Here is a 26,023-nt window from a genome sequence, read left to right as displayed (position 1 = left end):
CGGGCCGGCGCCGCCAGCCCTGTGGACAACTCCGTCGCCGGCGCATCAGTGGGCCGTCCAGCCGCCGTCCAGCGCGAGGGACGTGCCGGTGACGTAGGACGCCTGGGGACTGCAGAGGTAGGCGACGGCCTCCGCGACCTCGTCCGGTTCGATGAGCCGCTTGACGGCGCTGTCCCGCAGCAGGATCTCCCCGAGGACCCGTTCCTCGGGGATGCCGTGCGTGCGGGCCTGGTCGGCGAGCTGCTTCTCGACCAGGGGGGTGCGCACATAGGCGGGGTTCACACAGTTGGAGGTGACTCCGTGGGGGGCGCCTTCGAGGGCGGCGGTCTTGGAGAGTCCCTCCAGGCCGTGCTTGGCGGAGACGTAGGCCGACTTGAAGGCCGAGGCCCGCAGCCCGTGGACCGACGACACGTTCACGATCCGGCCCCACCCCTGCCCGTACATGTGGGGCAGCGCGCCGCGGATGAGCCGGAACGGCGCCTCCAGCATCACGGTCAGCACGGTGTGGAAGACGTCGGGCGGGAACTCCTCCAGCGGACGGACGAGCTGGAGCCCCGCGTTGTTCACCAGGACGTCGGTGCCGGCGGCGCAGAGCTCCGCCGCGTCGAGGTCGGTGAGGTCCAGGACATGCGGTTCGACGGTGCCCGCCAGTCCCCGTGCCTGTTCGGTGAGGGTGTCCAGGCCCGGGGCGTCCCGGTCGACCGCTCTCACCTTGGCCCCGGCGGCGGCGAGGCGCAGGGCGCAGGCACGGCCGATGCCGCTCGCGGCACCGGTGACGAGGGCGGTACGGCCGCCGAGGTCGAGAGACGGGGCGAGGAGACCCGGAAGGGCACTGGGCGCGGTCATGTCTCGACCCTAGGCAGCACCCGTAGCCCTCCCGATATGGTCGCCACCCATACTTCGCACTCAGGTCATGGGGTCGAACCACGTGGGTGCGTCGGACAGTGCCTGCTTGATCCGGAACAGTCCGAACTCGTTGAGCTCCGGAAGGGCGTCCAGGTCGAACCAGCCCACCTCCAGCGACTCGTCGTCGTTGACCCGGGCCTCCCCGCCGACCGCCCGGCACCGGAACGTGATGTCCATGTACTGGCAGGTGTCGCCGTTGGCGTACGTCACCGGCTCCAGCGCCTGGACGAGCACCACGCGCTCGGCCACGCACTGCACCGCCGTCTCCTCGAAGACCTCCCGCACGGCACAGGCCGCGGGCTGCTCACCCGGATCCGGGATCCCGCCGATCACCGACCACTTGCGGGTGTCGGTACGGCGCCCCAGCAGCACTCTGCCGTCGTCGTCGAGGACGATGGCGGTGACCCCGGGCAGCCACAGCAGCTGGTGGCCGGCGGCGGCGCGGATCGTGTGGATGAAGTCGGGAGTGGCCATGGGGCGACCCTAACGGCCCGCTTCGTCCGCCTCGGGGCCGGTGGTGGTCCCCGCCTCGGACCGTGCGCGGGCCGCGTCGGCCCGTCGCGCGCGGAGCGCCGAGGCCCCGGCCCAGCCGAGTCCGCCGAGCGCGAGCGCCACCAGGACCATCTCGGGCACGATCCCCAGGCGGGTGGCGGGCGTCTCGGAGGAGCGCAGGGGGACCTCCTGCACCAGCGAGTCCGCCACGAACATCCCGGTCCGCTGGGTGATCCGCCCGTCCGGCATGATCACGGCACTGACCCCGCTGGTCACCGGCACCGTGACGGTGCGGCTGTGCTCGACCGCGCGGACGCGGGACATGGCCAGCTGCTGGTAGGTCATCTCACTGCGGTCGAAGGTCGCGTTGTTGCTGGGCACCGAGATCATGCGGGCGCCGCCGGTGACCGTGTCGCGCACCGCCCAGTCGAAGGCCGCCTCGTAGCAGGTGGCGAGACCGACCTTGGTGCCCGCCATGGTGAACACGCCGGGTTCGGTGCCGCGGCTGAAGTCCTGGCGCACCATGGACGTCCAGTTCTCGTTGACGGCGCCGAGCAGCGAGCGCAGGGGGAGGTACTCGCCGAACGGCTGGACCTGGCGCTTGTCGTAGGTGTCGACGGGTCCCTTGTCCGGGTCCCAGAGGATCTGCTCGTTGTAGAGCCGGCCGTCGCGCTCGACGACACCGCCCACCGAGATCGGGGCGCCGATGGCCCGCGCGGCGCCGTCGATCACGGCACGCGCGTCGGGGTTGGCGAACGGGTCGATGTCCGAGGAGTTCTCCGGCCAGAGCACGAAGTCGGGCCGGGCGACGCGGCCCGCCCGCACCTCGGCGGCCAGTCGCTCCGTCTCCTCGACGTGGTGGTCGAGGACGGCCCGGCGCTGGGCGTTGAAGTCGAGTCCCGCACGCGGCACGTTGCCCTGGATCACCGCGACGGTCGCCGTGCCGTCCTCCGCCTTGTCGCTGACGAGGGACCGGGCGGCCAGCGCCCCCAGGAGCGGTACGCCGGTGCTCAGCAGGGCCACCACAGCAGCCCCGCGCCGTACGGCGCCGGTGCGGCGTCCCCCGACGGCCTGGCGGACGATCTCGTAGAGCCCGAAGCCGCACAGCACGACGGCGAATCCCAGCACGGGGGTGCCGCCGACCGCGGCCAGGGGAAGGAAGACCCCGTCCGCCTGACCGAAGGCGATCTTGCCCCAGGGGAAGCCCCCGAACGGCACGCGCGCGCGTGCCGCCTCACCCGCGGTCCACAGGGCCGCCGCCCAGAGCGGCCAGGCGGGCAGCCGGGAGACCGCCGCGATACCGACGCCCACGAGCGCGACGTAGACCGCTTCCACCACGACGAGCGCGAGCCAGGGCCCGGGGCCGACCTCGACGCCGGTCCACACGAGCAGGGGCAGTAGGAACCCGAGACCGAAGAGATAGCCGAGTCCGAGGGCCGCCTTCCAGGAGCGGCCGCGCAGGGACCAGGCGAAGACGGCGAAGGCCGGCAGCGCGAGCCACCACAGGGTGCGTGGCGGAAAACTGACGTAGAGCAGCACTCCGGAGAGTGCCGCGGCGGCGCACGGAACGAGCCGTCGCGCCCATCCGGCACCGCGGGAGACGGGCTGGGCCTGGGGTCCGAGCTGCTCCGGCTCGTCCACGGAGGTTGCGGTCGCGGTCACCCGGTGAGTCTACGGCGGGTGACCTGGGCCCCGACAGCACGGTCGGTCCCGTACGCACGGGGTGGACCCGATCCCTCTGGCGCAACGTTTCTGCGCAACTCATCCACAATTCGGCACATCACCCGTTACGGTGTGCCCGAGCCTCTGACGTGCGGCCGGACACGGCATCGACGACCGAGGGGCGGTCACGGGTCGGGGGGCGACAGGTGGGGTCGACGGGGACGGAGTCCGCGGCGGGTGCGTCCGCCGCGGGCGAGAGACGCAGCACCGCGGACGCCGCGGGCGTGCTCGTGCTCGGCGCCTGCGCCGCCTGGGCCCTCGTCACGGCGACGGCGCACGACGGCCGTCCGGAGGGTGTACTTCTGGCCGTGCTCGCCGTGGCCGCCGGCTATGCCTCGGGGCGCATCTGCGGGGCCCTGCTCCCGGTCGCGGCGCCCGGTGCGGGAGCGCTGACCGGGCTCGCGCTCGCGCTCGCCGCCCCGTACACCGTCTCGGGTCCCCAACTCCTGTCGCCGCTCGGGCACACGGGAGCGACCGCCGCGCTGCTGGCCCTCTCCGTGGGCGCCGCGTGCTGCGCGGCATGGTCGGCACGCACCTCCGGGCTGCGGACGGCGCTGAGGCTGATGGCCGCGGCCACCACGGTCACCGCGGCCCTGACGGGTTCGACGACGGGCTTCGTCGCCTGCGCGGGCGTGCTCCTGTGCTCCCTCGCCGCCGACCGCATGCGGCGCCGGGTCCTGGGACTCGCGGGGCTCGCGCTCACCGCGGCGCTGGTCACGGGCCTGACCTGGGCGGTCGCCGAGGACGTGCTGCCGGAGGGGCCGACGGCCACCGTGGAGGGCCAGCTCACCGAGCACCGTGTCCTGCTGTGGCGCGACGCGCTCGGCATGGCCGCGCGGGACCCCGCCCTGGGCGCCGGGCCCGGCCGTTTCGGCGAGGTGAGTCCCACCGCCGCGCTCGCGCCCGCCTCCGACGGCAAACCGCACTCCGCGGTGTTCCAGCAGCTGTCCGAGCAGGGCGTGGTCGGCGTCGCGCTGCTGGCCGTGGCCTTCGGATGGGTCCTGTTCGCCCTGTGGCGCTCGCCGCGCCCCACGCCCGTCGTGCTCAGCGCGGGGGCGTCCCTGACGGCGCTGGCCGCCATCGCGGCGGTCGGCAACGCCCTGAGCTTCACCACCGTGACGGTCGGCGCGGGACTGCTGGCGGGGATCGCCACGGCACGGCCGCTGGCCGAGGACAGGTCCCCGCGGGGGAGCCTTCCCGGGTGAGGCGCGCCCACGGGGCGGGCGGGCCGCGCCGGCGGCCGGCGCCGGTCACCGTCAGGGTGCCGCGGGCGTCCCCGGGCGCAGATGGTTGCGGATGGTCCGTACGGCCGCTTCCGCGTTGTCGACCGTGATGGTGAACGTGTGTCCGTCGCCGAGGCGCAGGACGACACCCTCGCCGCGCCGGACGATGACGGCCGTCCCCTGCTCGGGGCGCCACCGGTAGCCCCAGCCGCCCCACTGGCGCGGGGTGACCTGGGGCGCGAAGTCCGCCCCGACCACGTGCGACAGCGGAATGCGGCGGCGCGGCAGGCCGATGTGGCCGCAGCGCACTTCGAGGCAGTCCTTGTCGACCGTGACGGCCACGTGCACGAAGGCGAGCGTGCCGAAGAGGATGAGCAGTCCTGCCGCGATGCATCCGACGACGGACATCACGAGCGGAGCGCTGCCCGAGGTCCATGCGGAGTCGACGGCCAGCTCGATACCGAGCGCCAGGCAGGCGGCACCACCGAGGGCCGGCAGCCACTGGACGCGGTTCCTCGCGCGTCCCGTCCAGACCTCGGAGTGGGGGGCGTTTTCGCCGTGGGGGTGGTCCCTCATGCGTATGAGAGTACTCAGGTTTCCCTGTGCGGGTACCTGGTGGCGCACGGTGACTGCTCCGGGCGGGCGGCCGGCGGACCCGTCCGCTCTCCGGGGCGCCGGGGTCAGCCCGCGGGACTGACCGCCTGCAGGAGGCGGCCCTCCTCGTAGGCCAGCGCGGACTCGGGCAGGGTGCCCTCGCGTCCGCCGAGCAGCACCGTGAGGGACCCGGTCGCGGGCGCGTCCGGGTCGGGGAGCTCCCCGATCCGGCGCAGCGCCTGGGCCGCCACCGCTCCGGCCGAGCCGTGCAGCACGAGCGGCGGGCGGCCCGGCTGCTGCACGGCCTCCCGGATGCGCTCGGCGACCAGCTCGTAGTGAGTGCAGCCCAGAACGACGGTTGTCACGTCCTCGGGCGTCCGGGCCGCGGCGGCCGCGATGGCCGCGTCGACGGCCGCCTGGTCCGCGTGCTCCACGGCGTCGGCGAGTCCCGGGCAGGGCACCTCGGTGACGCTCACTCCGTGGGCGAACTCGCGGATGAGGTTCCGCTGGTAGGGGCTGCCGGTGGTGAGGGGCGTCGCCCAGATCGCCAGGGGGCCGCCGCCCGCGGCGGCCGGCTTGATCGCCGGCACCGTGCCGACGACGGGCACCCCCGGCTCCAGACGGTCGCGCAGCGCGGACAGGGCGCGCACGGAGGCGGTGTTGCAGGCGACGATCAGCGCGGCGGGGTCCAGGCGGGCGGCCGCCTCGGCGACGGCGAGCGCGCGTGCGGTCACGTCCTCCGGAGTGCGGGGCCCCCAGGGCATGCTGCCGGGGTCCGAGGAGAGGACGAGATCGGCGTCGGGCCGCAGACGGCGTACCGCGGTGGCTGCGGCGAGCAGGCCGATTCCGGAGTCCATGAGCGCGATCTTCACCCGGTCACCATAGACGATCGGCCTCGACGGGCCGACGGGGTGGGGCAGACTTCGACGGGTGAGCGCCCTTGTATGGACCGCCGTGGGATCACTCGCCGCCTGGCTGTGGCTGCTTTTCTGCCAGGGCTTCTTCTGGCGCACCGACGTGCGTCTCCCGTCGCGTCGGGATCCGGACGACTGGCCGTCCGTCTGCATCGTCGTCCCTGCGCGGGACGAGGCCGCCGTGCTGCCGGACAGCCTGCCGTCCCTCTTGGCCCAGGACTATCCGGGGCGGGCCGAGATCTTCCTGGTGGACGACGGAAGCACCGACGGCACCGGGGACCTGGCGCGGGAGCTGGCGCGTCGGCACGGCGGCCTGCCGCTCACCGTGGACTCCCCCGGCGAGCCCCCGGCCGGCTGGACGGGCAAGCTGTGGGCCGTACGGCACGGAATCGGCCTGGCACGCGCGCGTACGCCCGACTACCTGCTGCTGACGGACGCCGACATCGCGCACGCGCCGGACAGTCTCGGGGACCTGGTGGCGGCGGCCCGCACCGGCGGCTTCGACCTCGTCTCCCTGATGGCACGGCTGCGCGTGGACAGCATGTGGGAACGGCTCGTCGTGCCGGCCTTCGTCTACTTCTTCGCCCAGCTCTACCCGTTCCGCCGGATCGGCGTGCGCGGGTCGCGGACGGCGGCCGCGGCCGGCGGCTGCGTCCTGCTGCGCGCCGACGCCGCCGACCGCGCCCGCATCCCCGACGCGATCCGGCACGCCGTCATCGACGACGTAGCCCTCGCCCGGGCGGTCAAGGGCAGCGGGGGGCACATCTGGCTGGGCCTCGCCGAGCGGGTGGACAGTGTGCGCCCCTACCCGCGCCTGCACGACCTGTGGCGCATGGTGTCGCGCAGTGCCTACGCCCAGTTGCGGCACAGCCCGCCGCTGCTCCTGGGCACGGTCCTGGGCCTGACGCTCGTGTACCTGGTGCCGCCGTTCGCCCTGGCGGCCGGTCTGGGCGCGGGAAGTGCGGGCGCCGCCGCCGCCGGAGGGCTCGCCTGGGCCGTGATGACGGCCACCTACCTGCCGATGCTGCGCTACTACGGCCTCTCGCCGTGGCTCGCCCCGCTGCTGCCGGCCACCGCGTTCCTCTATCTCCTCATGACGGTCGATTCCGCGGTGCAGCACTACCGGGGGCGCGGTGCGGCCTGGAAGGGCCGCACCTACGCCCGTCCGGACACCGCGGTCCTCGACGAGAGCTGACGGCTCACTTCCTGCCGGGGGTCCAGTTCATGCCCCACCCGTAGGCGTAGTCGACGGTGCGCTGCGGGCTGACGCCGCGTTCGGGGATCAGATAGCGGGCCTCGCGCTGGACGACGAGGTCGCCGCCGTTGTTCGTGATCAGGGCGAGCGCGCAGACGGTCGAGGGCACCGTGCACTCGTCGAGCGAGAAGTCGATCGGCGCACCGTTCAGCGGCTGGAGGGTGACCGTGGCGTGCAGATCGGCGAAGGAGCGTGCCCCCTCGTAGATGGTGACGAAGATGAGGATCCGCCGGATGCTCTGCCTGTGGTCGAGGTTGATGGAGAGGTTTTCGCCACTCGCCGCGGCGCCGGTGCGGTCGTCCCCGTCGAGATGGATGTACGGGGGCTGGTGCAGCGCCCCGAAGGCGTTGCCGAGCGCCTGGACGACCCCCTTGCGGCCGTCGGTCAGCTCGTACAGGGCGCACAGGTCGAGATCGAGGTCCGCGTGCATCGCGACCGCCCGGCCGAGCTTGCTGGCCCATCCCGAGAACTGTTTGCGCACCTCCCAGTTGAGGTTCACGCGCATGGCGCCGGAGGTGCCGCCCTGCTTGGTCAGCGAGACGGACGGGGCCTCCTTGGTGAGCGTGACCTTGGTGAGGCGGACGGGGGCCGTGGGAGGGGCGGGCGGCGGAGCCGTGGGGGGCGCGGGCATGGTGACGGGCGGTGCGACCGGCGGGGATGCGACCGGCGGCGGCATGGTGACGGGCGGAGCCGCCGCCTGCTGCGGCTCGTCCACCGTGATGCCGTAGTCCGTGGCCAGTCCTTCCAGTCCGCTGTCGTAGCCCTGTCCGACGGCGCGGAACTTCCAGGCGCCCTGACGGCGGTAGAACTCCCCGAGCACGAAGGCGGTCTCGACCGTGGCGGCGCTGTCGAAGCGGGCGATCTCGGTGCCCTGCGCGTCGATCACGCGGATGTACAGACCCGGGATCTGCCCGAAGGTGCCGCCGTCCGTGGAGGCGGCCAGGACGATGGTCTCGATCGCGGGCTCCACGCGCGCGAGGTCGACGTGGAGGGTGTCGGTCGCCTGGCCGCCGGCCTCCCCCTTGCCCTCGTGGCGGACCGCGCCGGAGGAGTGCACCGGCTGGTTGTAGAAGACGAAGTCGGCATCCGACCGGACCTTCCCCGAGACCAGCAGCAGCGCCGACGCGTCGGCGTCGGGGACCCCGGGTCCGGAGCGCCGGCCCAGTTCGACGCGCAGCGCGGCCGTCGGCACGGCCACATTCGACCCCTTGGACATTGACATGTACGCCCCCATCGCCGTCTTCACACCGAGCCGTTCAGGACAGTGCGGACGATCCGACCGGCTCGTCGGATCCGTGCGGCCAAACCTATTCCCCCGAGCCGCGAACGCCCATGATCCGGGCCCGACGGCCGTCCGCCAACCGCCGGTAACCCCCCAGGAACTCGGCCTTTACCCGATCCGACCCCTGTTTGGCGTCCTTTTTTGCCGAGTTCGCTCGCATTGGGGATCCCACGTCACCGCCGACACGGAAAACAACCCTCTTATCGGTCTCCCCAACCAGCACATCGTGGGCTTAACTTATGTGCCATGACCTCCCCCCGCTCCACCTATGGCGGCGGTTACTACTCCGCGCCGTCCTTCCCGGACACCCCGATCTACGACTCCCTCGTCGCCGAACGGGGCACCCCTCAGATCGCCCCCATCCGGGTCCCCTCCGCGTACGACACGGGCAGCCACCTGCCCGCGCTGCCGTCGGCCCTCCCCGCGCTGCCGGCCGGGCCGTCCCAGCAGGCCTACGGCTACCCCCAGGCCCAGCAGCCCGCACCGCTGCACCAGGCCCCCACCGGCTACATCCCGCAGCAGGCCGGCGGCCCGCGCGGCTACCCGGGTCCCCAGCAACAGCAGCCCCGCCCCATGGCGGCCGGCACGGGCTACGAGGCGATGCGCCCCGCGGCTCCCCGCCCCGCCCCCGCGCCGTACCAGGACCCGTACAACAACGGGCAGCAGTACCGCGGCTACTGACCGGCCCTCGCCCCGTCGGGGCCGAGGCTGTCGGCAGGTGCTGGCACCATGGCCCCATGGCGAACAATCCGGCGCTGCACGCGATTCATGTCCATCCGGTCAAGGCACTGCGGGCCCACGCGGCCCGCGACGCCGTGGTGGAGCCTTGGGGGCTGGCCGGTGACCGGCGCTGGGCGCTGATCGACGAAGCGGGCAAGGTCGTCACCCAACGACAGCAGCCCCGCCTCGCGTTGGCCGCCGCCGAGCCTCTGCCCGGCGGCGGCATCCGGCTGTCCGGGCCCGGAACCGACCCGCTCACCGTGGCGGTGCCCGAGCCCGTCGCCACGATCCCCGCCAGGTTCTCGCGCCAGAAGATCGAGACGGTCGCCGCCGACGCCGCCGCGAGCGCGTGGTTCAGCGGATATCTGGGGACCGACGTGACTCTCGTCCACCTCGACGACCCGGCCACCCGCCGCCCCATCGACGACGCCCCGCACGCGTATCCCGGCGAGACCGTGAGCCTCGCCGACGCCTATCCGCTGCTGCTCACCACGCTCGCCTCGCTGGACGCGCTCAACTCCCTCGTCGCCCAAGGGGACCACCCCGACGAGGGCCCGCTGCCCATGAACCGTTTCCGGCCGAATGTCGTCGTGGCCGGCACCGCGGCGTGGGCCGAGGACGACTGGGCGCGCATCGCCATCGGCGAGGTCACCTTCCGGGTCGCCAAGCTGTGCGGCCGCTGCGTCGTGACCACCACCGACCAGGGCACCGCCGAGCGCGGCAGGGAACCGCTGCGCACCCTCGGCCGTCACCGCCGCTTCGGTGATCAGCTCGCCTTCGGGCAGAACCTGGTGCCGGAGTCCCCCGGGACGGTGCGGGTCGGGGATCCCGTCAAGATCCTGGACTAGGCCGGGGCGTCATGGCGTGACCGTCCCACCGCCCCGCGAGCGAACCTCCGTGCGGGGAACCCGGAGGCCCGTCAAGGTCGTTGGGACGGTATGAAGACCATGGAACGGCTGTGGGAGACGGGCGGGTGATTTCGCTCTCTCTTCTCCGAGCCCGCGGGTGGACGGATCCGCGGGGGGTTATCACGGAGGCGGAAGGGGGTGCGGGACGGTGCGAGCGATCGGCGGGCTCTGGCGGTGGCGGCACAATCCCCTGCGCCGTACGACCGATCTGATCGAGGCCTGGCTGGCGTTGGCGGCCCTGACGCTCGTCCTGGTGGCCGCACCGCTCGTCGGTGTCGCCGTCGGCGGCGCCGCGCAGCAGGCACTCCAGCAGTCCGTCCGGGACCAGCACCAGGACCGCCACCGGATCGTGGCCACCGTGGTCAGAAGACTGGACCGCTCCCCTCTCGACCCCGATCCCGAGACCTCCTCGACGCGGGACGCGCACAGCCGGGTGCTCGCCCGCTGGACCGGCCCGGACGGCATCGCCCGCCGGGGCACGGCCATGGCCGCCCTCGATGTCCCGCACCGCGGCGACCACTTCACGGTCTGGACCGACCGGCACGGGCGCATAGCCGGCCGCCCCCTGGACTCCGCCACCGCCGCAACTCACGCCGTGCTGGCCGGATTCGGGGCGGCCGCGCTGACCGTCGCACTCGTCGAGGGCGGCAGGCGCCTGATCGTGTGGCGCATGGTCCTTCGCCGGTACGCCCGTTGGGACCGGGCCTGGGACCGGGCGGGCCCGGACTGGGGCAGGACCGGCACCGGCAGCTGACCGCGTCGTTGTTCCGGTCAACCCGCCGTGCCCGCGCACGCTACGGTGGACCGGCCGAACTGTTCGGCACCTTCGTGAGAGGTTGTCCTCGCTCTTCGACGGGATGAGATCTCCCGTCGGCGGGAAAGCGGATCTCCGGCAGGACGCGGTCGACCACTCGGGACCCGCGTACGACTAGGTGGGGGCACAGCAGCGCCATGGCACAGGGCACGGTCCAGGTGACGCACACCGGCACGTCGCGGTGGCGGCGCCGCACGGGTGAGTACGCATCCCTCGCCGCCGCCCTGGAGGCCGCGGCCGACGGCGACGTCCTCACCATCGCTCCCGGCACCTACCGGGAGAACCTCGTCGTCCGGCGGGCGGTGACCCTCCGCGGCCCCGACGGCACGCCCGGATCGGTCCGCATCGCCCCCGTCGACGGCGTGCCGCTCACCGTGTGCGCCTCCGCCGTGGTCCAGGACCTGCACATCGAGGGCCAGGACGCGGCCGCGCCCGCGGTGCTCGTCGAGGAGGGCACTCCGGAACTCATGGACCTCCGGATCGTCACCCGGTCCGCGGCCGGGATCGAGGTGCGCGGCGGCGCGCGCCCGACGGTGCGGCGGTGCACAGTCGACAATCCGGCGGGCATCGGCATCGCCGTCCTCGACGGCGGAGGCGGGGTCTTCGAGGAGTGCGAGGTCGTCGCGGCCGGACAGTCGGGAGTGGCGGTGCGCGGCGGCGCCCGCCCACGTCTGGAGCGCTGCCGCATCCACCACGCCTCGGGCGCGGGTCTCTCGGCGACGGGTGAGAACTCGTCCCTGGAGGCGGTCGGTTGCGAGGTGTACGAGGTCCGGGGCTCGGGGGTGCAGATCACCGGACGGGCCACGGCACATCTCACCGACTGCGACGTGCACCGTACGACCGCGGACGGCGTCACGCTCGACACCGACGCCGTCCTCACGCTCGCCGACTGCCGCATCCACGACATCCCGGAGAACGCGGTGGACCTGCGCTCCCGGTCGGTGCTCACCCTGACACGCACGACCGTGCGCCAGTTCGGCCGCAACGGGCTGTCCGTGTGGGACCCCGGTACGCGGGTCGACGCCAACCAGTGCGAGATCTTCGACAGCACCGGCGACTATCCGGCGGTGTGGGTCAGCGACGGCGCCACCGTCGTCCTGGAGTCCTGCCGGGTGCACGACGTACCGGACGCGCTCTTCGTCCTCGACCGCGGTTCCCGCGCCGACGTCGTCGACAGCGACATCTCCCAGGTGCGCAACACGGCGGTGTCGGTCAGTGACGGCGCCACCGCCCAGCTCGACGACTGCCGGATCCGGGACGCCGCGACCGGAGCCTGGTTCCGAGACCACGGCAGCGGTGGCACGCTGTCCGGCTGCAGCGTGGACGGCACCCAGACCGGCGTGATCGTCACCAAGGGCGCCGACCCCACGATCGAGCGCTGCACGGTGGACTCCCCCGCGGAGGCGGGGTTCTACGTGTCGGCCGGCGGCCGCGGCAGCTTCCACAACTGCCGGGTCACGGGCAGCGGCGGCTACGGCTTCCACGTGATCGACGGCTGCCGCACGACGCTGAGGAAGTGCCGCACGGAGCGCTGCGCGCGCGGGGGTTACGAATTCGCGGACGCCGCGGCCGGCTCGGCGCCCGGCGGCGGCCCGGTCGTCGAGGACTGCACCAGCGACGAGAGCGGGGCACCGCGGCCCCCGGCTCCGGAGACGGCCGTACAGACCACGGCCCACTCCCCCGGACTGCTGGGCGCCATCCCGGGTCAGCGCACCACCGAGCAGGAACCGCTCGTCCCGCCCGCCGAGGAGCCCCGGGAGCCGGCCCGGCCCTCGAAGGCCGTCCTCGGTGAGCTCGACGCGCTGGTGGGCCTGGAGAGCGTCAAGCGCGAGGTGCGCGCCCTCACCGACATGATCGAGGTGGGCCGCCGTCGGCAGCAGGCGGGCCTGAAGGCGGCCTCGGCACGCCGGCACCTGGTCTTCACGGGCTCCCCCGGCACCGGAAAGACGACGGTCGCCCGGCTCTACGGCGAGATCCTGGCCTCACTCGGTGTGCTGGAGAAGGGGCACCTCGTCGAGGTCTCCCGGGTCGACCTGGTGGGCGAGCACATCGGCTCGACGGCGATCCGCACCCAGGAGGCCTTCGAACGGGCGCGCGGCGGTGTGCTGTTCATCGACGAGGCGTACGCGCTGTCCCCGGAGGACTCGGGCCGCGACTTCGGCCGTGAGGCGATCGACACGCTGGTGAAGCTGATGGAGGACCACCGGGACGCCGTGGTGGTGATCGTGGCGGGCTACACGGCCGAGATGGAGCGGTTCCTCTCGGTCAACCCCGGTGTGGCGTCCCGTTTCTCACGGACCATCACCTTCAGCGACTACGTCCCGGACGAGTTGCTGCGGATCGTGGAGCAGCAGGCCGAGGAGCACGAGTACCGGTTGGCGCCGGGCGCGTCGGAGGCCCTCCTGAAGTACTTCACGGCGATCCCGAAGGGCCCCGCCTTCGGCAACGGCCGCACGGCACGGCAGACCTTCGAGGCGATGGTGGAACGGCACGCGGGGCGGGTCGCCCAGCTCGACGAGCCGAGCACCGACGACCTCACCCTGCTCTACGCGGAGGACCTGCCCGAAGTGCCGTGAGGGCCCTCGCCGTCCGGTGGATGCGGCGGCTCCCCGTCCTCCTCGGTGGCCCGCGGGCCGGGCAGGCCGGGTCCGAGCCGGGCGAGCAGCCGCTCGCGTTCCTCCGCGAACGCGGGGTCCGCCTGGTAGTCGCTGTGCCCGAGGATCGGTGCGGGCAGCGGGTGCCGCTCGGTGCGGCCGTAGGCGAGGGGGTCGCTCAGGGCCTCGCGGTCGACCTGCGGGCCGCAGTCGCCGGACAGACCCACCGGGCCCCCGATCGGATCAGTGGGGCGGTGCAGGTTGCGCCAGCACGCGACCTCGCGGTGCAGTGAGGTCAGGGCGGCCGGCCCGAAGTGCGCCGGGAACCAGCGTCCGTACAGGCGCTCAAGGGGAGAGCCGTACGTCAGGAGCGCGACCCGCCTGCGGACCGCGGGCGTCAGCTGCCACGCCGCGGCGGCCGCGAGGACGCTGCCCTGCGAGTGGCCGGAGAGGACGAGCCGTCCGCCGGTGGCACGGGTCCAGGTCGCCATGCGCCAGGTGAGGTCGGGGACCGCGCGCTCCGCGTAGCAGGGTGGCGCGAAGGGGTGGGCGGCACGCGGCCAGAAGGTGCCGACGTCCCAGAGGATGCCGATGGTGCGGCGGGCCGCGGCGTCCTTGTAGGCGCGGCGGCCCCAGGTGACGAACAGTATGAAGCCGAGCCCGATCAGCCAGGATCCGAGGGCCTGTGCGGTCTGGGCGGCACCCTGCACGAACGCGTACGACCCGCGGGCCGCCTCGCCGGGAGCCTCCCCCGTCACCCCGGCGCCGACCAGGGCCCCCGCGCCGAGGAACAGGGTCGCCGCTGAGGTGATCCCGACGATCCGGGGAGCGCGGTCGGTGAGCGCGGCGTGCGCCCGGGCGGAGGCGATGCGGCGGGTACGGGTCGTGTCCTTGGCCTCGCCCGGGTAGGCCAGTTCCACGCGCTCCATCTCGCGGTGCCGCAGCAGCCGGGTCCGCCCGGCGAGCCAGCCGGCGAGCGCCAGCAGGACCAGCAGCAGCGGCGGGATCACCGACGCCTGCCAGGTCAGCAGCACCGGTGGGCTCACCAGCGCGTCCCTGCTGCCGTCCAGCCAGTCGGCGACGCGCTGGGCGACTCCGCCGGACATCACCCCGCCCAGCGCGCACGCCAGCATCGCGACGGCGGGACCGGCGTAGCCGCGCATCGCGGTGCGCGTGTCGGGGCGGGTGCGGTAGAGGACGTGGGCGACCGCGGCCAGCGCGACCACGAGCAGCCCCTGTCCGAGGGCGACGGCTCCGAACGTCATGTCCCCCGGCAGCCGGCCCGTCGACCGCCACCCGGGTCGCGACCAGCCGGCGTAGAGCATGCTGAGGGCGAGCAGGACGAGCGTGCCTGCGGGCAGCAGGCGGACGAGCGCCTTGTCGACGTGCCGGTCGAGGCGGTTCTCGCTGCGGCCCCTGCTGCAGACCACCCAGATCACGACGAGCGCGCCCGCGACGAGTGTCGCGTCCAGGAGGCGGCCCAGGGTCTCCAGGAGCGCGGGGCCGTCGGACCCGCGGTCGTGGCGGGCGGCCGAGGTGCCGACCGCCGCGGCGACGGTCAGGAAGCCCGCGGCGGTGTGCGCGGCGCGCAGCCGGGCCACCAGGCGCCGCCCGTACCAGAACCCGGGCCGGCCGAGCCCGGTGCGCCCGGTCTCCTCGTCGGGTTCGGCGCGGCGGGACATGGGCTGCTGTGTCTCGTACGCGCTCCAGGTGCGGTGGGAGAGGTACCAGAGGAGTCCGGTGAGGGCGGCCGGCACGAGTCCGGCCAGTGCCAGCCGGCGTCCCGGCCGGCTCCACCAGCCGTCGCCGGACACGGCCGGTGAGAGGAACCCGAGCCAGGAGTGGCGTTCGGCGCACGCGCGTGTGCCCGCGCACTGCCACGCGGTCAGGTCGAGGGCGACCTCGCAGGCGGCGGCCACCAGCAGCACCGTGAGGCTGAGGCCGACGAGCCGGACGAGCAGCCCGTACAGCCGTACCGTCCGGGTCCGGCCGCGCGCGGTGGGGCGCATCCAGTGGGCGAGGTTGATCACCATGAAGGGCAGCAGCATCAGCCACAGGGCCCGGGCACCGTTGCCGGAGGTGAGGTTGCACCACACGTACGCCTCGGGCACCGGTCCCGCGCGTCGGCCCGCCGGGTGCCGCCCGTCGTCGGTGTCGTCGATGCGCCGGTAGACGGCGGCCGTCTCGTCGCCCGTGATCCGCACCGTGCGCGGATCGTCGAGCATGTCCTGCGGTGTGGCGCCGCCGACTCCGTGGACCAGGAGTTCGAGGGCGGTCTCGGCTCCTTCGGACCGCCGGGGAGTGGTCCTGGGCTCCCCCGTCGAGTGCTGGAGGGAGTCGCCGCGCTCCCCGGTCGAGGTCTGTTCCCGTGCACGCTCCACTGTTCTGCACTTCCCCGTGCTGCCCGTTTGGCGTGTCATGTGCAGGCACAGGATCTCCATTCGGGGGGCGGCTCACACCTCTCGTCACGGAATCTCCCCTGTACGTGTGACGGGGGCGGCCGGGACGCGTGCGCAGGCAGTGGCGCGACTGTCGGCGAGCCGTGCAAGGATGGGACGTCCTCCGGACCCCGGCGCGGAGAACGTCCCTCGTCGGAGCGGGTCCGGACGGCGTGTCGGGCGGTTGAGGCGAAAGGAACCGGAGCGGACGTGAGCGAGAATCAGAACCTCCTCGCGGAGCAGCGACGCGCCCTGATCCTCGACGAGGTACGGCGCCGCGGCGGAGTCCGCGTCAACGAACTGACGCGAAAGCTCGGCGTCTCCGACATGACGATCCGCCGCGATCTCGACGCGCTCGCCCGCCAGGGTGTGGTGGAGAAGGTCCACGGCGGCGCGGTCCCGCTGGCCGAGGCGAGTACGCACGAACCCGGCTTCGAGGCCAAGTCCGGACTGGAGCTGACGGCCAAGGAGGACATCGCGCGGGCCGCGGCCGAGCTGGTCGCCCCCGGGACGGCGATCGCACTCTCGGGGGGCACGACGACGTACGCGCTCGCCCATCAGCTCGTGGACGTGCCGGATCTGACCGTCGTCACCAACTCGGTGCGGGTGGCCGACGTCTTCCACTCGGCGCAGCGCCTGTCGGGCCAGCGTCAGGGTGCGGCCACGGTCGTCCTGACCGGCGGGGTCCGCACGCCCTCCGACTCACTCGTCGGCCCGGTGGCCGACCAGGCCATCGCCGCGCTCCACTTCGACGTGCTGTTCCTCGGCGTGCACGGGATATCGGCCGAGGCGGGGCTGTCGACGCCGAATCTGGCGGAGGCGGAGACGAACCGGCGGCTCGTGCAGTCGGCACGGCGGGTCGTCGTGGTGGCCGACCACACCAAGTGGGGCACGGTGGGCCTGAGTTCGTTCGCCGCGCTGGAGCAGGTCGACACCTGGGTGACGGACTCCGGGCTGCCCGCCGAGGCGCGCTCGGAGATCGCGGAGCACCTCACGCGTCTGGTGGTGGCGGGCGAGCCCGGAGACGGTGCAGACATCTGACGGGTCGCCAGCTATGGTGACGCTGCCCGCGGCGGGTGGCGCGGGCAGCACCCGTTTCCGCCCGGATCGGGGTCCGCGAGGGGGTTTTCGTCCATGGCTCGCCGACTGCGTCCGGTGGGACTCGACTTCGCCGAGACCGCTCCCCTGCGTCTGGTCTTCGCACGCGAGGTGACAGCACCTCCCGCTCTCGTCTTCTCGGCGCTCGCCGAGGACGTGTCCGGCTGGCCGGAGTGGTTCTCGGCCGTGACCCGCGCCCGGCCGACGGCGGACGGGCGCGAAGTCCGGCTCAGGGGCGGCACGTTCTTCGAGGAGACCGTCCTCGCGGCCGACGCGCCTCGGGTGTACGCGTATCGCGTCGACGCGACGAACGCACCGGGGGTGCGTGCCCTGGTGGAGGAGTGGCGGCTGACGCCCGCCGGCCCGGGCACGCGGGTGCAGTGGACCTTCGCGGCCGACGGGTCGGCGCCCTTCCGGCTGGCTGTCCGGCTGGGACGGGCGGGCCTGGGACGGGCCTTCCGGGACGCGGTCGTGGCCCTGGACCGACGGCTGGCCGCCGCGGCGGCTTGAGGATCCGGCAGCCCGCCCTGCGGCCGGACGGACCGTCAACCACACGGCTGCCGTGGAGCGTTCAGGGTGCGGGCCCTCCGTGACGTCCCTCAGGACGTCCGGTCCGGCCAGACGCCCGTCAGGAGCAGCGACTCGATCGCCGCCGTGTAGGGCGCGATGTCCAGGCCCTGCTGTGCGAGCCAGGCGTCGGAGTAGTACTTGTCCAGGTAGCGGTCGCCGTGGTCGCACAGCAGGGTCACCACGCTTCCCGTGCGGCCCTCCGCCACCATCTCGGCGACGATCTTCAGCGCGCTCCACAGGCCGGTGCCGGTGGAGCCGCCCGCCTTCCGGCCGATGGCCCGCTCCAGAGCGCGGACGGCGGCCACGCTGGCCGCGTCGGGCACCTTCATCATCCGGTCGATGGCGCCCGGCACGAAGCTGGGCTCCATGCGGGGCCGGCCGATCCCCTCGATGCGGGATCCGCAGTCCGTCGTGACGGCCGGGTCGCCGGTCGTCCAGCCCTCGAAGAAGCAGGAGTTCTCCGGGTCGGCCACACAGATGCGGGTGTCGTGCTGCATGTAGTGCACATAGCGGGCGATCGTCGCCGAGGTGCCGCCGGTGCCGGCCGTGGCGACGACCCACGCCGGTTCGGGGAACCGCTCCAGCTCCAGCTGGCGGAAGATGGACTCCGCGATGTTGTTGTTCCCGCGCCAGTCCGTGGCCCGCTCGGCGTAGGTGAACTGGTCCATGTAGTGGCCGCCGGTCTCTACCGCGAGGGCGGCGGACTCCTCGTACATCCGGCGGGAGTCGTCCACGAAGTGGCACCGGCCGCCGTGGAACTCGATCAGTCGGCACTTCTCGGCGCTCGTCGTACGCGGCATCACCGCGACGAAGGGGACGCCGATGAGCTTCGCGAAGTACGCCTCGGAGACGGCCGTCGATCCGCTGGACGCTTCGATGACGGGGCGTCCGGGCCGGATCCAGCCGTTGCAGAGACCGTAGAGGAAGAGCGACCGGGCGAGCCGGTGCTTGAGGCTGCCGGTGGGGTGGGTCGACTCGTCCTTCAGATACAGGTCGATGCCCCACTGCTCGGGCAACGGGAAGCGCAGCAGGTGCGTGTCGGCCGAGCGGTTGGCGTCGGCCTGGACCTTGCGGACCGCTTCTTTGAGCCAGGTGCGATAGGCGAGGTCGCTGTGATCGACGTCGAGGGTGAGGCCGGTCCCGGTCGAGGGCGTGGTGGTCACGGCGATGCTCCTTACGCAGTGCGCCGACACCGGTGGACAGGGTCGGACCCCTCGATCATAAACACCTTCCTCACGCTTCTCACCTGCATAAACGCATCTTTGGGCAGCTCAAAGGAGACCCTGGGGCGCGCGGCGCGGACAGGTGGGGGGCGCATCCTCACGAGTGCTCCCGTCACCCCGCGGGACCTGCTCCGGCGTACTGGTGCTCGACGCCCGGGGCGGGCAGACTGCACCGCACGGGGGTGCTTCACCGGATCGGGAACCACGCTGGAGCACGACGGAGCAGCCGAACGCACAAGGGGGCGGGGCATCATGGCGGAGCCGGAGTTCACGGCCACGGGCGTGCGGATCGGAAAGAGGCTGCGCTCGCTCACCCGGGCCGGGCAGGTCCGGATCAGCGACGGCAGGCTCGAGTTGCTCACCAGCTACGGCAGCGAGATCGACAGCGCGCCCGTACAGGCGGTGCGGGCGTCGAAGCCGTGGTTCGCCCACGAAGACCGCGCGTCGGCCGACGTCAACGGCACGCGCTATCAGCTCACCCTCGGGGACCACGACCCGGCACCGGGAAAGCCGGGCCCGCCCTCGGCACGCCGGTTCATCGAGGCCGTGCGCAAGGCGGCCGGGCGCAGCGGTTGAATGCGCGGCGAGTTGCGGGACGGCATCCCCTGGGTCACGCTGATCTCACGTCACTCTGGGTTTACCGGCGATAACGCTGCGAACCAGCCCGCCGGCCATCACAGCAGGCGGTCGTTCCACGCAGCCATCTGCTGGATCCGATCTCCGTCTTCTTCCGGACCTCAATTCGGGGAGTCGCAGCCGTGATCAGCCAGCCAAGCAGGCATTGCACGGTGGGGCTCCAAGCCCTGCCCTCGCGGATCGGCCAGGTCCGCAGAATCGTATCTGCGCAATTGCGCTACTGGCATCTGGACCCGTTGATAGACCGCGCAGCGCTCGGCGTCACCGAACTTCTGACCAACGTTCACCGACACGCCGAGCCCGACAAGATGTGCACCGTGGAGATCGAGTTCCTACTCGACCGGCTCACGGTCTCGGTGCACGACAACGACCCGCGCCTGCCCGTCGTGGAGGACGCGGAGCCCTTCGCCACCTGTGGTCGCGGCCTCGCCATGGTCGCGGCCATGAGCGAGAGCTGGGGTGTGCGGCCGAACGGAGAGTCGGGCAAGGTCGTGTGGTTCACCCTTCCGGCGCACGCCGCCGCGTTGGCTGCGCCACCCCGACCGCCGTACGGCACCGCGCTGGAGACGCCTGTCCGCAGGTTCGGCTCCGAGGCGCGCAGGCCCGAACACGCTCCCGCCCGGTCAGCCGTTGTCGGCTGACCGGGCGGTGACCTCCGCGTCACGGGGCCGCGTCACTCGGCGGCGATGGCGCGCAGCACGTCCAGGCGCGCCGCCCGCCGGGCCGGACGCAGACCCGCGAGCGCTCCGGCCGCGAGGCCCACCAGCGCGACCACCACCAACTGCACGGGCGGCACCGCGAAGGCGAAGGCGCTGTCGGAGGCTCCGTCGGAGGCCTTCACCAGCACCCAGCCGAGGAAGCCGCCGAGCGCGAGCCCGCCCGCCGTGCCGAAGGCGGCGACCAGGACCGACTCCCAGCGGACCATGGCGCGCAGTTGCGCCCTGGTCTGCCCCACGGCCCGCAGCAGGCCCAGCTCGCGGGTGCGTTCGTGGATCGCGAGCGTCAGTGTGTTGGCGATGCCGAGCAGGGCGATGAGCACCGCCAGCGCGAGCAGCGCGTAGACGAGGGTCAGCATCATGTCGATGCCGGCGGCCGAGGACTGCGCGTACTCGTCCCGGGTCTGCACGTCGGGACCGCCGTACGCCGCCGCGGTCCGTTCCACCGCGGCCTTGCCCTCGGCCGCGCTCACGCCGTCCTTGAAGGAGACCGCGACGAGCGTGTCGGCGTCCTGGGTGCGGTGCGGGGCCCAGGCGGCGCGGGTGATCACGTAGTCGCCCGCGAGTTCGGACTGCCCGTAGACCGCCCGGACGGTGAAGGTCTCCTCCTCGCCGTCGGTGAAGGTGAGCCGGGTGCTGTCGCCCGTCGTGAGGCCCCGCTCGTCGGCCTCCTTGCGGGTGAGGGCGATCCCGTCGGTGCCGAGGCCGTCGAGGGAACCGCTCACCCGGCCGAGGTCGAAGACCTTGCCCAGCGTGACGGGGTCGGTGACCGTCAGGGCCCGTCCCTCGCCGTCCACCTCCGCGACGCCGCGGCCGAGTCCGACGGCGTTCTCGACGCCGGGCTGCCGGGCGATCGCCGGGGCCAGTTCCGGGCTGAGCCCGCTGCCGCCCGCGCCGAACGAGGGCGTGCTGACGGCGACGTCACCGGCGAAGGAACGGGACACCGTCTGGTCCATGGTCGCCTTCAGCGACGCGCCGAAGACCGTGAACAGCGACACGACGGCGACCCCGATCATCAGCGCACTCGCGGTGGCGGCGGTGCGCTTGGGGCTGCGCAGGGCGTTGCGCCGGGCGAGGCCGCCGGTGATCCCGCGCAGCCGGTCGAGGGGCAGGCCGATGACCCGTACGGCCGTGGCGGACGCGACCGGTCCGAGGACGACGAAGGCGGCCAGGGCCATGACCGCGCCGAGAGCCGCGAGCCACAGGGACGGGACGGCGAGCACGCCGACGAGGCTCGTGCCGAGGGCCAGTGCGGCCAGGCCACCGCCGAGCGCGGCACGTGCCCGGGAGGCTCCGGACCGGTCGACGGCGGTCTCGCGCAGCGCGGCCAGGGGCGCGGTGCGGCCCGCGCGTACGGCGGGTACCAGTGCGGAGCCCAGACAGACGAGCACGCCGACGGCCAGGGGCAGCAGCATCGACAGTCCGCCGATCACCAGGGAGCCGTCGGGGAATGGGAAGCCGATGGCGGGGAACAGTGCCTGCAGTCCGGCCGCGATGCCCACTCCTCCCGCGAGGCCGGCGGCCGAGGCAGTGAACGCCACGACGGACGCCTCGATCAGCGTCGAGACCGTGACCTGGCGGCTCGTGGCGCCCAGGGCGCGCAGCAGCGCGTTATCGCGGGTGCGCTGGGCGACGACGATGGCGAAGGTGTTGTGGATGGAGAAGGTCGCCACGAGCAGCGCGATGCCGGAGAAGACCAGCAGGAAGGTGGTGAACAGGGTCAGGAACCGGCTGGAGATCATGTCGGTGTTCTCCTCGGCCGACTCCTGGCCGGTGATCGCCTCGACTCCCTTCGGCAGCACGGGAGTCAGCCGGTCGACGAGGTCGCGCTGACTCGTTCCCGGGTCCGCTCGCACCTGGATGGCCGCCGCTCTGCCGGGCTCGGCCGTCAGGTAGGTCTCGGCGTCGGCCTGGGTCATGCCGGTGAACGTCACCTGGGCCATGCCGTCCTCGCCCCCGAAGGTCGCCAGGCCGACGATCGTCACCCGGACGGGGTCCGGCGTACGCAGGGTCGTGGTGTCGCCGATTTTCAGGCCACCCTTTTCGGCGGCTCCCCGATTGATCACCACTTCGCCGCTCCGCGACGGCGCACGGCCCTCGGCCAGCCGGTACGGGTTGAGCTCGCTGTCGGGGATCCAGTTGCCGGCGACGGTGGGCGGGCCCTGGCCGCCGATGGGTTCGCCGTCCGAGCCGACCAGCTGGCCGGCCCCCTGGACGTCGGGCACGGCGGCCGCCACACCCGGCACCTTCTCGACGGTGTCCGCCAGTGCGGTGTCGACGGGCCTGCGCACCCCCTGGCTCTCGCCGGGGGTGGTGATCGTCGCGGCACTGCGGACGACGGCGTCCGTGCCGCTCGTCGCGTTCCCGAACATCGTGTCGAAGCCGGCCCGCAGGGTGTCCCCCATCACCAGCGTGCCCGCCAGGAAGGCGACACCGAGGAGGACCGCCAGGAACGTACCGGCGAAACGCCGTTTGTGCGTGCGCAGCGACGACACGCTGAGGCGGAGGGAGGCGTTCATGACGGAGCCCCCTTGCCGTCGAAGGCCTTCAGGCGGTCGAGGACCCGGTCGGCCGTCGGTGCTTCCATCCGGTCGACGAGCCGGCCGTCGGCGAGGAAGAGCACCTCGTCCGCATGGGCGGCCGCGACCGGGTCGTGCGTGACCATGACGACGGTGCGGTCCATCCGGCGCACCGCACGGCCGAGGAGGCCGAGCACCTCCTGGCCGGAGCGGGAGTCCAGATTGCCGGTGGGCTCGTCGGCGAAGACGACGTCCGGCCGGCCCGCGAACGCCCGTGCCACGGCCACGCGTTGCTGCTGCCCGCCGGACAGTTCGGAGGGGCGGTGGTGGAGCCGGTCGCGCAGGCCGACGACCTCGACCAGCGAGTCGATCCACTCGGTGTCGCCCCGCTGTCCGGCGAGGTCGAGCGGAAGGGTGATGTTCTCCGCGACGGTCAGCGTCGGGACCAGGTTGAAGGACTGGAAGACGAACCCGACGCGCTCGCGCCGCAACAGGGTCAGGCGGCGGTCGTCGAGCGCGCCCAGTTCGGTGTCCCCGATGAAGGCGGTTCCCGAGGTGAGCGTGTCCAGACCCGCCGCGCAGTGCATCAGGGTCGACTTGCCGGAGCCGGAGGGCCCCATGATCGCGGTGAACCGCCCGGCCGGAAAGCCGACGCTCACCCCGTCCAGGGCCCGCACGGCCGTGTCGCCGGAGCCGTACACCTTGACGGCGTCGGCGACACGCGCGGCATGCCGGGTGGTGGCCGGCGCGGTGGCCACGGGTCCCGTGCTCATGCCGGCCCTCCCTTGCCCGTACGTCCGAACTGCTCGTCCAGGACGGAGAGCCGGCGCCAGTACTCGTCCTCGTCGATCTCGCCGGAGGCGAAGCGCCGGCCGAGCACGGCGATCGGTGAGTCGCCGGCCGGGCGGCCGGCGTCCGTGGTCCGCCAGGGACCGCCGCGGCCGCGCCCGACGGTGCGGCGCAGGACGGTCACGACGCCGATCACGACGGCCGCCCAGATCAGCGGGAAGAACAGGATCCACGGGCCGGGGCCGCCGTCCCAGTTCGCCAGGGTCTGCATCTCGGTTCATCTCCTCGGTGGGTTCCTCGTGATGCTCCGAGCCTCGCTCCGGGAGGGGGTCCGAGTCGTCGTACGGCCAGCGGCAGTGGGCGTACCTCCCCGGGAGTACGCGGAGGCCGCCCGGCTGCTCCCTCCGAGTGCCCTCACTCCCCTGCTTCTGTACCTACTAGTATGTACACTGACTCCATGAGCACTCCGGAGCGTCTGATCGAGTCCACGCGCGAACTGCTGTGGGAGCGCGGTTACGTGGGCACCAGCCCGAAGGCGATCCAGCAGCACGCGGGCGCCGGCCAGGGCAGCATGTACCACCACTTCAAGGGCAAGCCCGACCTCGCCCTGGCCGCCATCGTCCGCACCGCCGGTGAGCTGCGCGCCGCCGCAGAAGCCGTCCTGAGCACCCCGGGCACGCCGTACGAACGCATCGAGGCATACCTGCGGCGCGAACGCGACGTGCTGCGCGGCTGCCCCGTCGGGCGGCTGACCATGGACCCGGACGTCATGGCGAACGCGGACCTGCGCGCCCCCGTCGACGAGACGATCGACTGGCTGCGCGAGCGCCTCGCCGCCCTCGTCGAAGAGGGCCGAGAGCATGGGCAGTTCGCCTCTTACCTCGACGCAGAGGAGGTGGCCGCGACGATCGTCGCCACCGTCCAGGGCGGGTACGTGCTCGCCCGCGCCTCCGGCTCCCCCGCCGCCTTCGACACCGGTGTGCGCGGACTGCTCGCGCTCCTCTCCCCCGCCCGCTGAGCACGGCGCCCCGCGCGCCCCCAGCCCGCCGAGCACCGCGCCCTTTCGCCGTCATCCCGCCCGAGCAGCATCTCCGGAGGCACGATGCACGCCATGCAGTACGAGCTGACCCTGCCCGCCGACTACGACATGAGCGTCATCCGCGACCGGGTCTCGCGCCTCGGGCACCGGCTCGACGACTGGGACGGACTCGGGCTCAAGGCCTACCTGGTCCGCGAACGGGGCGTGCAGGGCTCACCGGTCAACCAGTACGCCCCGTTCTACCTGTGGAACACGCTGCGGGGCATGAACGCCTTCCTCTGGACGGGCGCGTTCCAGGGGATCGTCGACGACTTCGGGCGTCCCGTGGTCCAGCAGTGGACGGGGCTCGCCCACGAGGAGGGAGCCGCCGCCGGCTCCCCGGCAGCGGTGGCGGTGCGGCGGCGCGAGACCGTGCCCGAAGGCGTGGACCCCGCGGAGGCGGCGCGGGAGGCGGCACGCGAGGCCGAGCGGGTGGCCTCACAGGACGGCGCGGTCCGCGCGGCCGCCGCCGTCGACACCCGGAACTGGGAGGTCGTCACCTTCTCGCTCTGGGCCCACGACTCGCCCGCGGTCACCGGCGAGGTGTTCCAGGTGCTGCACGTGTCGCAGCCCGGCCGGGAACTGCTGCCGCGGGGGCCGCAGTGGTGAGCACGGTCCGCACCGTCCTCGGGGACGTGCGCCCCGAGGAACTCGGCGTGTGCGACGCGCACGACCACGTCTTCTTCGCCAGCCCCCGGCTCCCCGGCGAGGAACTGTGCGACGCCGCCGCGGCACGGGCCGAACTGACCGCGTTCCGGGAGCAGGGCGGTGGCAGCGTCGTGCAGTGGACACCGTACGGACTGGGCCGGCGCGCCGCCGATCTGCCGGTCGTCGCCCGCGACACGGGAGTCCACCTGGTCGCGGCGACGGGACTGCACCAAGCGGTGCACTACTCGGCGGAGTTGCTCGCCGAGCTGCGCGGCCGGCTGGCGGAGGTGTTCGTCGCCGAGCTGACGCGGAGCATCGGTACGACCGGGGTCCGGGCCGGACTGATCAAGGTCGCCGGAGGGTTCCACGCGCTGGACGCGCACGCCCGCTGGACGATGACCGCGGCGGCCGAGGCCCATCACGCCACGGGTGCCCCGATCGCCGTCCACCTGGAGCTGGGCACCGGCGCGCTGGACGTACTCGACCTGCTGTGCGGTGAGTTGGGGGTCGCGCCGCACCGGGTGATCCTCGGTCACCTCAACCGGTCCCCCGATCCGGTGGTGCACCGCCAGGCCGCCGAGGCGGGCGCCTATCTCGCCTTCGACGGGCCCTCGCGCGCCCACCACGCCACCGACTGGCGCATGCCGGACGCGGTACGGGCTCTCGCCGAGGCAGGTTACGGACATCGCCTGCTGCTGGGCGGCGACACGACCACCGCCGCCGCCCGGTCCGTCGACGGCGGCCCCGGGATGCCGTATCTGCTGCGCCGGGTCCGGCCGCGCCTGGAGGCCGCCCTCGGCGCGGAGCTGGTGGACCGCATGCTGATCCGGAATCCCGGACGTGCCCTCGCGGTGGAGTGGGACCGAAGCGCCCTGCGGGGCTGA

24 protein-coding genes are annotated in these 26,023 nt (G+C 73.1%); 13 read left to right on the top strand and 11 right to left on the bottom strand.

Translation table 11 applies throughout. The features are described from left to right. Window positions 1-45 precede the first annotated feature (45 nt). From ACZ4NT_RS31725 to lnt, 3 genes are read right to left on the bottom strand one after another with little or no spacing between them, the layout of a single operon-like run. A complete protein-coding gene (locus tag ACZ4NT_RS31725) occupies window positions 46-846 on the bottom strand; it encodes a 3-hydroxybutyrate dehydrogenase (protein WP_467728538.1) in 801 nt (266 codons plus the stop codon). 60 nt (window positions 847-906) lie between these two features. After that, complete coding sequence (locus ACZ4NT_RS31720) at window positions 907-1,380, bottom strand: NUDIX hydrolase (RefSeq protein WP_121408323.1); 474 nt, start codon at window positions 1,378-1,380, stop codon at window positions 907-909. 9 nt (window positions 1,381-1,389) lie between these two features. Next, complete coding sequence (gene lnt, locus ACZ4NT_RS31715; RefSeq protein WP_467728537.1) at window positions 1,390-3,060, bottom strand: apolipoprotein N-acyltransferase; 1,671 nt, start codon at window positions 3,058-3,060, stop codon at window positions 1,390-1,392. A gap of 206 nt (window positions 3,061-3,266) precedes the next feature. Here lnt and ACZ4NT_RS31710 point away from each other — a divergent pair, with 206 nt between their 5' ends. Beyond that, complete coding sequence (locus ACZ4NT_RS31710) at window positions 3,267-4,325, top strand: O-antigen ligase family protein (RefSeq protein WP_467728536.1); 1,059 nt, start codon at window positions 3,267-3,269, stop codon at window positions 4,323-4,325. Between the two features lie 51 nt (window positions 4,326-4,376). Here ACZ4NT_RS31710 and ACZ4NT_RS31705 read toward each other — a convergent pair whose 3' ends face one another. Together ACZ4NT_RS31705 and ACZ4NT_RS31700 are read right to left on the bottom strand one after the other, a co-directional pair. Beyond that, entirely contained in the window at window positions 4,377-4,919 is a 543-nt protein-coding gene (locus ACZ4NT_RS31705; protein ID WP_121408325.1) for a hypothetical protein, read from the bottom strand. Between the two features lie 104 nt (window positions 4,920-5,023). Beyond that, window positions 5,024-5,809, bottom strand: coding sequence for an aspartate/glutamate racemase family protein (locus tag ACZ4NT_RS31700; protein WP_121408326.1), 786 nt, complete (start codon window positions 5,807-5,809; stop codon window positions 5,024-5,026). Window positions 5,810-5,867: 58 nt separating this feature from the next. Between ACZ4NT_RS31700 and ACZ4NT_RS31695 the strand changes: the two genes are divergently transcribed. After that, the gene (locus tag ACZ4NT_RS31695) at window positions 5,868-7,046 is read left to right on the top strand and encodes a glycosyltransferase (RefSeq protein ID WP_467728535.1); all 1,179 of its coding nucleotides are present in this window, start codon (window positions 5,868-5,870) and stop codon (window positions 7,044-7,046) included. A 4-nt stretch (window positions 7,047-7,050) separates the two neighbouring features. Here the strand turns inward: ACZ4NT_RS31695 and ACZ4NT_RS31690 are convergent, their stop codons facing one another. Next, window positions 7,051-8,322: a TerD domain-containing protein gene (locus ACZ4NT_RS31690; RefSeq protein ID WP_121408328.1), complete on the bottom strand. Its 1,272-nt coding sequence runs from the start codon at window positions 8,320-8,322 to the stop codon at window positions 7,051-7,053. A 312-nt stretch (window positions 8,323-8,634) separates the two neighbouring features. On the opposite strand from ACZ4NT_RS31690, the gene ACZ4NT_RS31685 reads away from it, so the two are divergent. From ACZ4NT_RS31685 to ACZ4NT_RS31670, 4 genes are all read left to right on the top strand, one after another. Next, window positions 8,635-9,069, top strand: a complete 435-nt coding sequence (locus ACZ4NT_RS31685) for a DUF6643 family protein (protein WP_121408329.1) — start codon at window positions 8,635-8,637, stop codon at window positions 9,067-9,069. Between the two features lie 56 nt (window positions 9,070-9,125). Then, window positions 9,126-9,956, top strand: a complete 831-nt coding sequence (locus ACZ4NT_RS31680) for an MOSC domain-containing protein (RefSeq protein ID WP_467728534.1) — start codon at window positions 9,126-9,128, stop codon at window positions 9,954-9,956. A gap of 208 nt (window positions 9,957-10,164) precedes the next feature. Next, a complete protein-coding gene (locus tag ACZ4NT_RS31675) occupies window positions 10,165-10,770 on the top strand; it encodes an Rv1733c family protein (protein ID WP_183117173.1) in 606 nt (201 codons plus the stop codon). A gap of 197 nt (window positions 10,771-10,967) precedes the next feature. Further along, a complete protein-coding gene (locus tag ACZ4NT_RS31670; RefSeq protein ID WP_467728533.1) occupies window positions 10,968-13,406 on the top strand; it encodes a right-handed parallel beta-helix repeat-containing protein in 2,439 nt (812 codons plus the stop codon). On the opposite strand, the gene ACZ4NT_RS31665 is transcribed toward ACZ4NT_RS31670, so the two are convergent. After that, window positions 13,376-15,805: a hypothetical protein gene (locus tag ACZ4NT_RS31665; protein WP_467728532.1), complete on the bottom strand. Its 2,430-nt coding sequence runs from the start codon at window positions 15,803-15,805 to the stop codon at window positions 13,376-13,378. The two genes, ACZ4NT_RS31670 and ACZ4NT_RS31665, sit on opposite strands and share 31 nt — an antisense overlap. Before the next feature lie 267 nt (window positions 15,806-16,072). Between ACZ4NT_RS31665 and ACZ4NT_RS31660 the strand changes: the two genes are divergently transcribed. Continuing rightward, entirely contained in the window at window positions 16,073-16,903 is an 831-nt protein-coding gene (locus ACZ4NT_RS31660; protein ID WP_121408334.1) for a DeoR/GlpR family DNA-binding transcription regulator, read from the top strand. Window positions 16,904-16,996: 93 nt separating this feature from the next. Then, complete coding sequence (locus tag ACZ4NT_RS31655; RefSeq protein ID WP_467728531.1) at window positions 16,997-17,470, top strand: SRPBCC family protein; 474 nt, start codon at window positions 16,997-16,999, stop codon at window positions 17,468-17,470. 89 nt (window positions 17,471-17,559) lie between these two features. Here the strand turns inward: ACZ4NT_RS31655 and cds1 are convergent, their stop codons facing one another. Next, window positions 17,560-18,693, bottom strand: a complete 1,134-nt coding sequence (cds1, locus tag ACZ4NT_RS31650; protein ID WP_467728530.1) for an L-cysteine desulfhydrase Cds1 — start codon at window positions 18,691-18,693, stop codon at window positions 17,560-17,562. A gap of 312 nt (window positions 18,694-19,005) precedes the next feature. Between cds1 and ACZ4NT_RS31645 the strand changes: the two genes are divergently transcribed. Both ACZ4NT_RS31645 and ACZ4NT_RS31640 read left to right on the top strand, forming a co-directional pair. After that, entirely contained in the window at window positions 19,006-19,329 is a 324-nt protein-coding gene (locus ACZ4NT_RS31645) for a hypothetical protein (RefSeq protein WP_121408337.1), read from the top strand. A gap of 182 nt (window positions 19,330-19,511) precedes the next feature. Further along, a complete protein-coding gene (locus ACZ4NT_RS31640; protein WP_121408338.1) occupies window positions 19,512-20,030 on the top strand; it encodes an ATP-binding protein in 519 nt (172 codons plus the stop codon). Between the two features lie 32 nt (window positions 20,031-20,062). Here ACZ4NT_RS31640 and ACZ4NT_RS31635 read toward each other — a convergent pair whose 3' ends face one another. From ACZ4NT_RS31635 to ACZ4NT_RS31625, 3 genes are read right to left on the bottom strand one after another with little or no spacing between them, the layout of a single operon-like run. After that, the gene (locus ACZ4NT_RS31635) at window positions 20,063-22,624 is read right to left on the bottom strand and encodes an ABC transporter permease (RefSeq protein ID WP_467728529.1); all 2,562 of its coding nucleotides are present in this window, start codon (window positions 22,622-22,624) and stop codon (window positions 20,063-20,065) included. Then, on the bottom strand, window positions 22,621-23,397 hold the full coding sequence (locus ACZ4NT_RS31630) for an ABC transporter ATP-binding protein (RefSeq protein WP_121408340.1): 777 nt from the start codon (window positions 23,395-23,397) through the stop codon (window positions 22,621-22,623). Before ACZ4NT_RS31630 ends, ACZ4NT_RS31635 begins: the two co-directional genes overlap by 4 nt. After that, window positions 23,394-23,684, bottom strand: a complete 291-nt coding sequence (locus ACZ4NT_RS31625) for an SHOCT domain-containing protein (protein WP_467728528.1) — start codon at window positions 23,682-23,684, stop codon at window positions 23,394-23,396. The genes ACZ4NT_RS31630 and ACZ4NT_RS31625 overlap by 4 nt, the downstream gene beginning before the upstream one ends. A gap of 186 nt (window positions 23,685-23,870) precedes the next feature. On the opposite strand from ACZ4NT_RS31625, the gene ACZ4NT_RS31620 reads away from it, so the two are divergent. The 3 genes from ACZ4NT_RS31620 (at window position 23,871) to ACZ4NT_RS31610 (ending at window position 26,023) form a co-directional block, all read left to right on the top strand. Beyond that, window positions 23,871-24,431 (top strand): TetR/AcrR family transcriptional regulator, encoded by a 561-nt coding sequence (locus tag ACZ4NT_RS31620; RefSeq protein ID WP_467728527.1) that lies wholly within the window; start codon window positions 23,871-23,873, stop codon window positions 24,429-24,431. Between the two features lie 84 nt (window positions 24,432-24,515). Beyond that, complete coding sequence (locus tag ACZ4NT_RS31615; RefSeq protein ID WP_467728526.1) at window positions 24,516-25,100, top strand: DUF4865 family protein; 585 nt, start codon at window positions 24,516-24,518, stop codon at window positions 25,098-25,100. Next, entirely contained in the window at window positions 25,097-26,023 is a 927-nt protein-coding gene (locus tag ACZ4NT_RS31610; protein WP_467728525.1) for a phosphotriesterase family protein, read from the top strand. Before ACZ4NT_RS31615 ends, ACZ4NT_RS31610 begins: the two co-directional genes overlap by 4 nt.

It is taken from the genome of Streptomyces sp. NPDC026417, from assembly GCF_055567695.1.
Note: the sequence above shows the minus strand (reverse complement) of the source record. Positions and strands in the feature narration are given on the sequence as shown.

What these genes read in the sequence shown, in the direction of transcription:
- ACZ4NT_RS31725 (WP_467728538.1), bottom strand. Translation starts at nt 846, where the DNA reads ATGACCGCGCCCAGTGCCCTTCCGGGTCTCCTCGCCCCGTCTCTCGAC.
- ACZ4NT_RS31720 (WP_121408323.1), bottom strand. Translation starts at nt 1,380, where the DNA reads ATGGCCACTCCCGACTTCATCCACACGATCCGCGCCGCCGCCGGCCAC.
- ACZ4NT_RS31705 (WP_121408325.1), bottom strand. Translation starts at nt 4,919, where the DNA reads ATGAGGGACCACCCCCACGGCGAAAACGCCCCCCACTCCGAGGTCTGG.
- ACZ4NT_RS31690 (WP_121408328.1), bottom strand. Translation starts at nt 8,322, where the DNA reads ATGTCCAAGGGGTCGAATGTGGCCGTGCCGACGGCCGCGCTGCGCGTC.
- ACZ4NT_RS31685 (WP_121408329.1), top strand. Translation starts at nt 8,635, where the DNA reads ATGACCTCCCCCCGCTCCACCTATGGCGGCGGTTACTACTCCGCGCCG.
- ACZ4NT_RS31680 (WP_467728534.1), top strand. Translation starts at nt 9,126, where the DNA reads ATGGCGAACAATCCGGCGCTGCACGCGATTCATGTCCATCCGGTCAAG.
- ACZ4NT_RS31670 (WP_467728533.1), top strand. Translation starts at nt 10,968, where the DNA reads ATGGCACAGGGCACGGTCCAGGTGACGCACACCGGCACGTCGCGGTGG.
- ACZ4NT_RS31655 (WP_467728531.1), top strand. Translation starts at nt 16,997, where the DNA reads ATGGCTCGCCGACTGCGTCCGGTGGGACTCGACTTCGCCGAGACCGCT.
- ACZ4NT_RS31645 (WP_121408337.1), top strand. Translation starts at nt 19,006, where the DNA reads ATGGCGGAGCCGGAGTTCACGGCCACGGGCGTGCGGATCGGAAAGAGG.
- ACZ4NT_RS31635 (WP_467728529.1), bottom strand. Translation starts at nt 22,624, where the DNA reads ATGAACGCCTCCCTCCGCCTCAGCGTGTCGTCGCTGCGCACGCACAAA.
- ACZ4NT_RS31630 (WP_121408340.1), bottom strand. Translation starts at nt 23,397, where the DNA reads ATGAGCACGGGACCCGTGGCCACCGCGCCGGCCACCACCCGGCATGCC.
- ACZ4NT_RS31625 (WP_467728528.1), bottom strand. Translation starts at nt 23,684, where the DNA reads ATGCAGACCCTGGCGAACTGGGACGGCGGCCCCGGCCCGTGGATCCTG.
- ACZ4NT_RS31620 (WP_467728527.1), top strand. Translation starts at nt 23,871, where the DNA reads ATGAGCACTCCGGAGCGTCTGATCGAGTCCACGCGCGAACTGCTGTGG.
- ACZ4NT_RS31615 (WP_467728526.1), top strand. Translation starts at nt 24,516, where the DNA reads ATGCACGCCATGCAGTACGAGCTGACCCTGCCCGCCGACTACGACATG.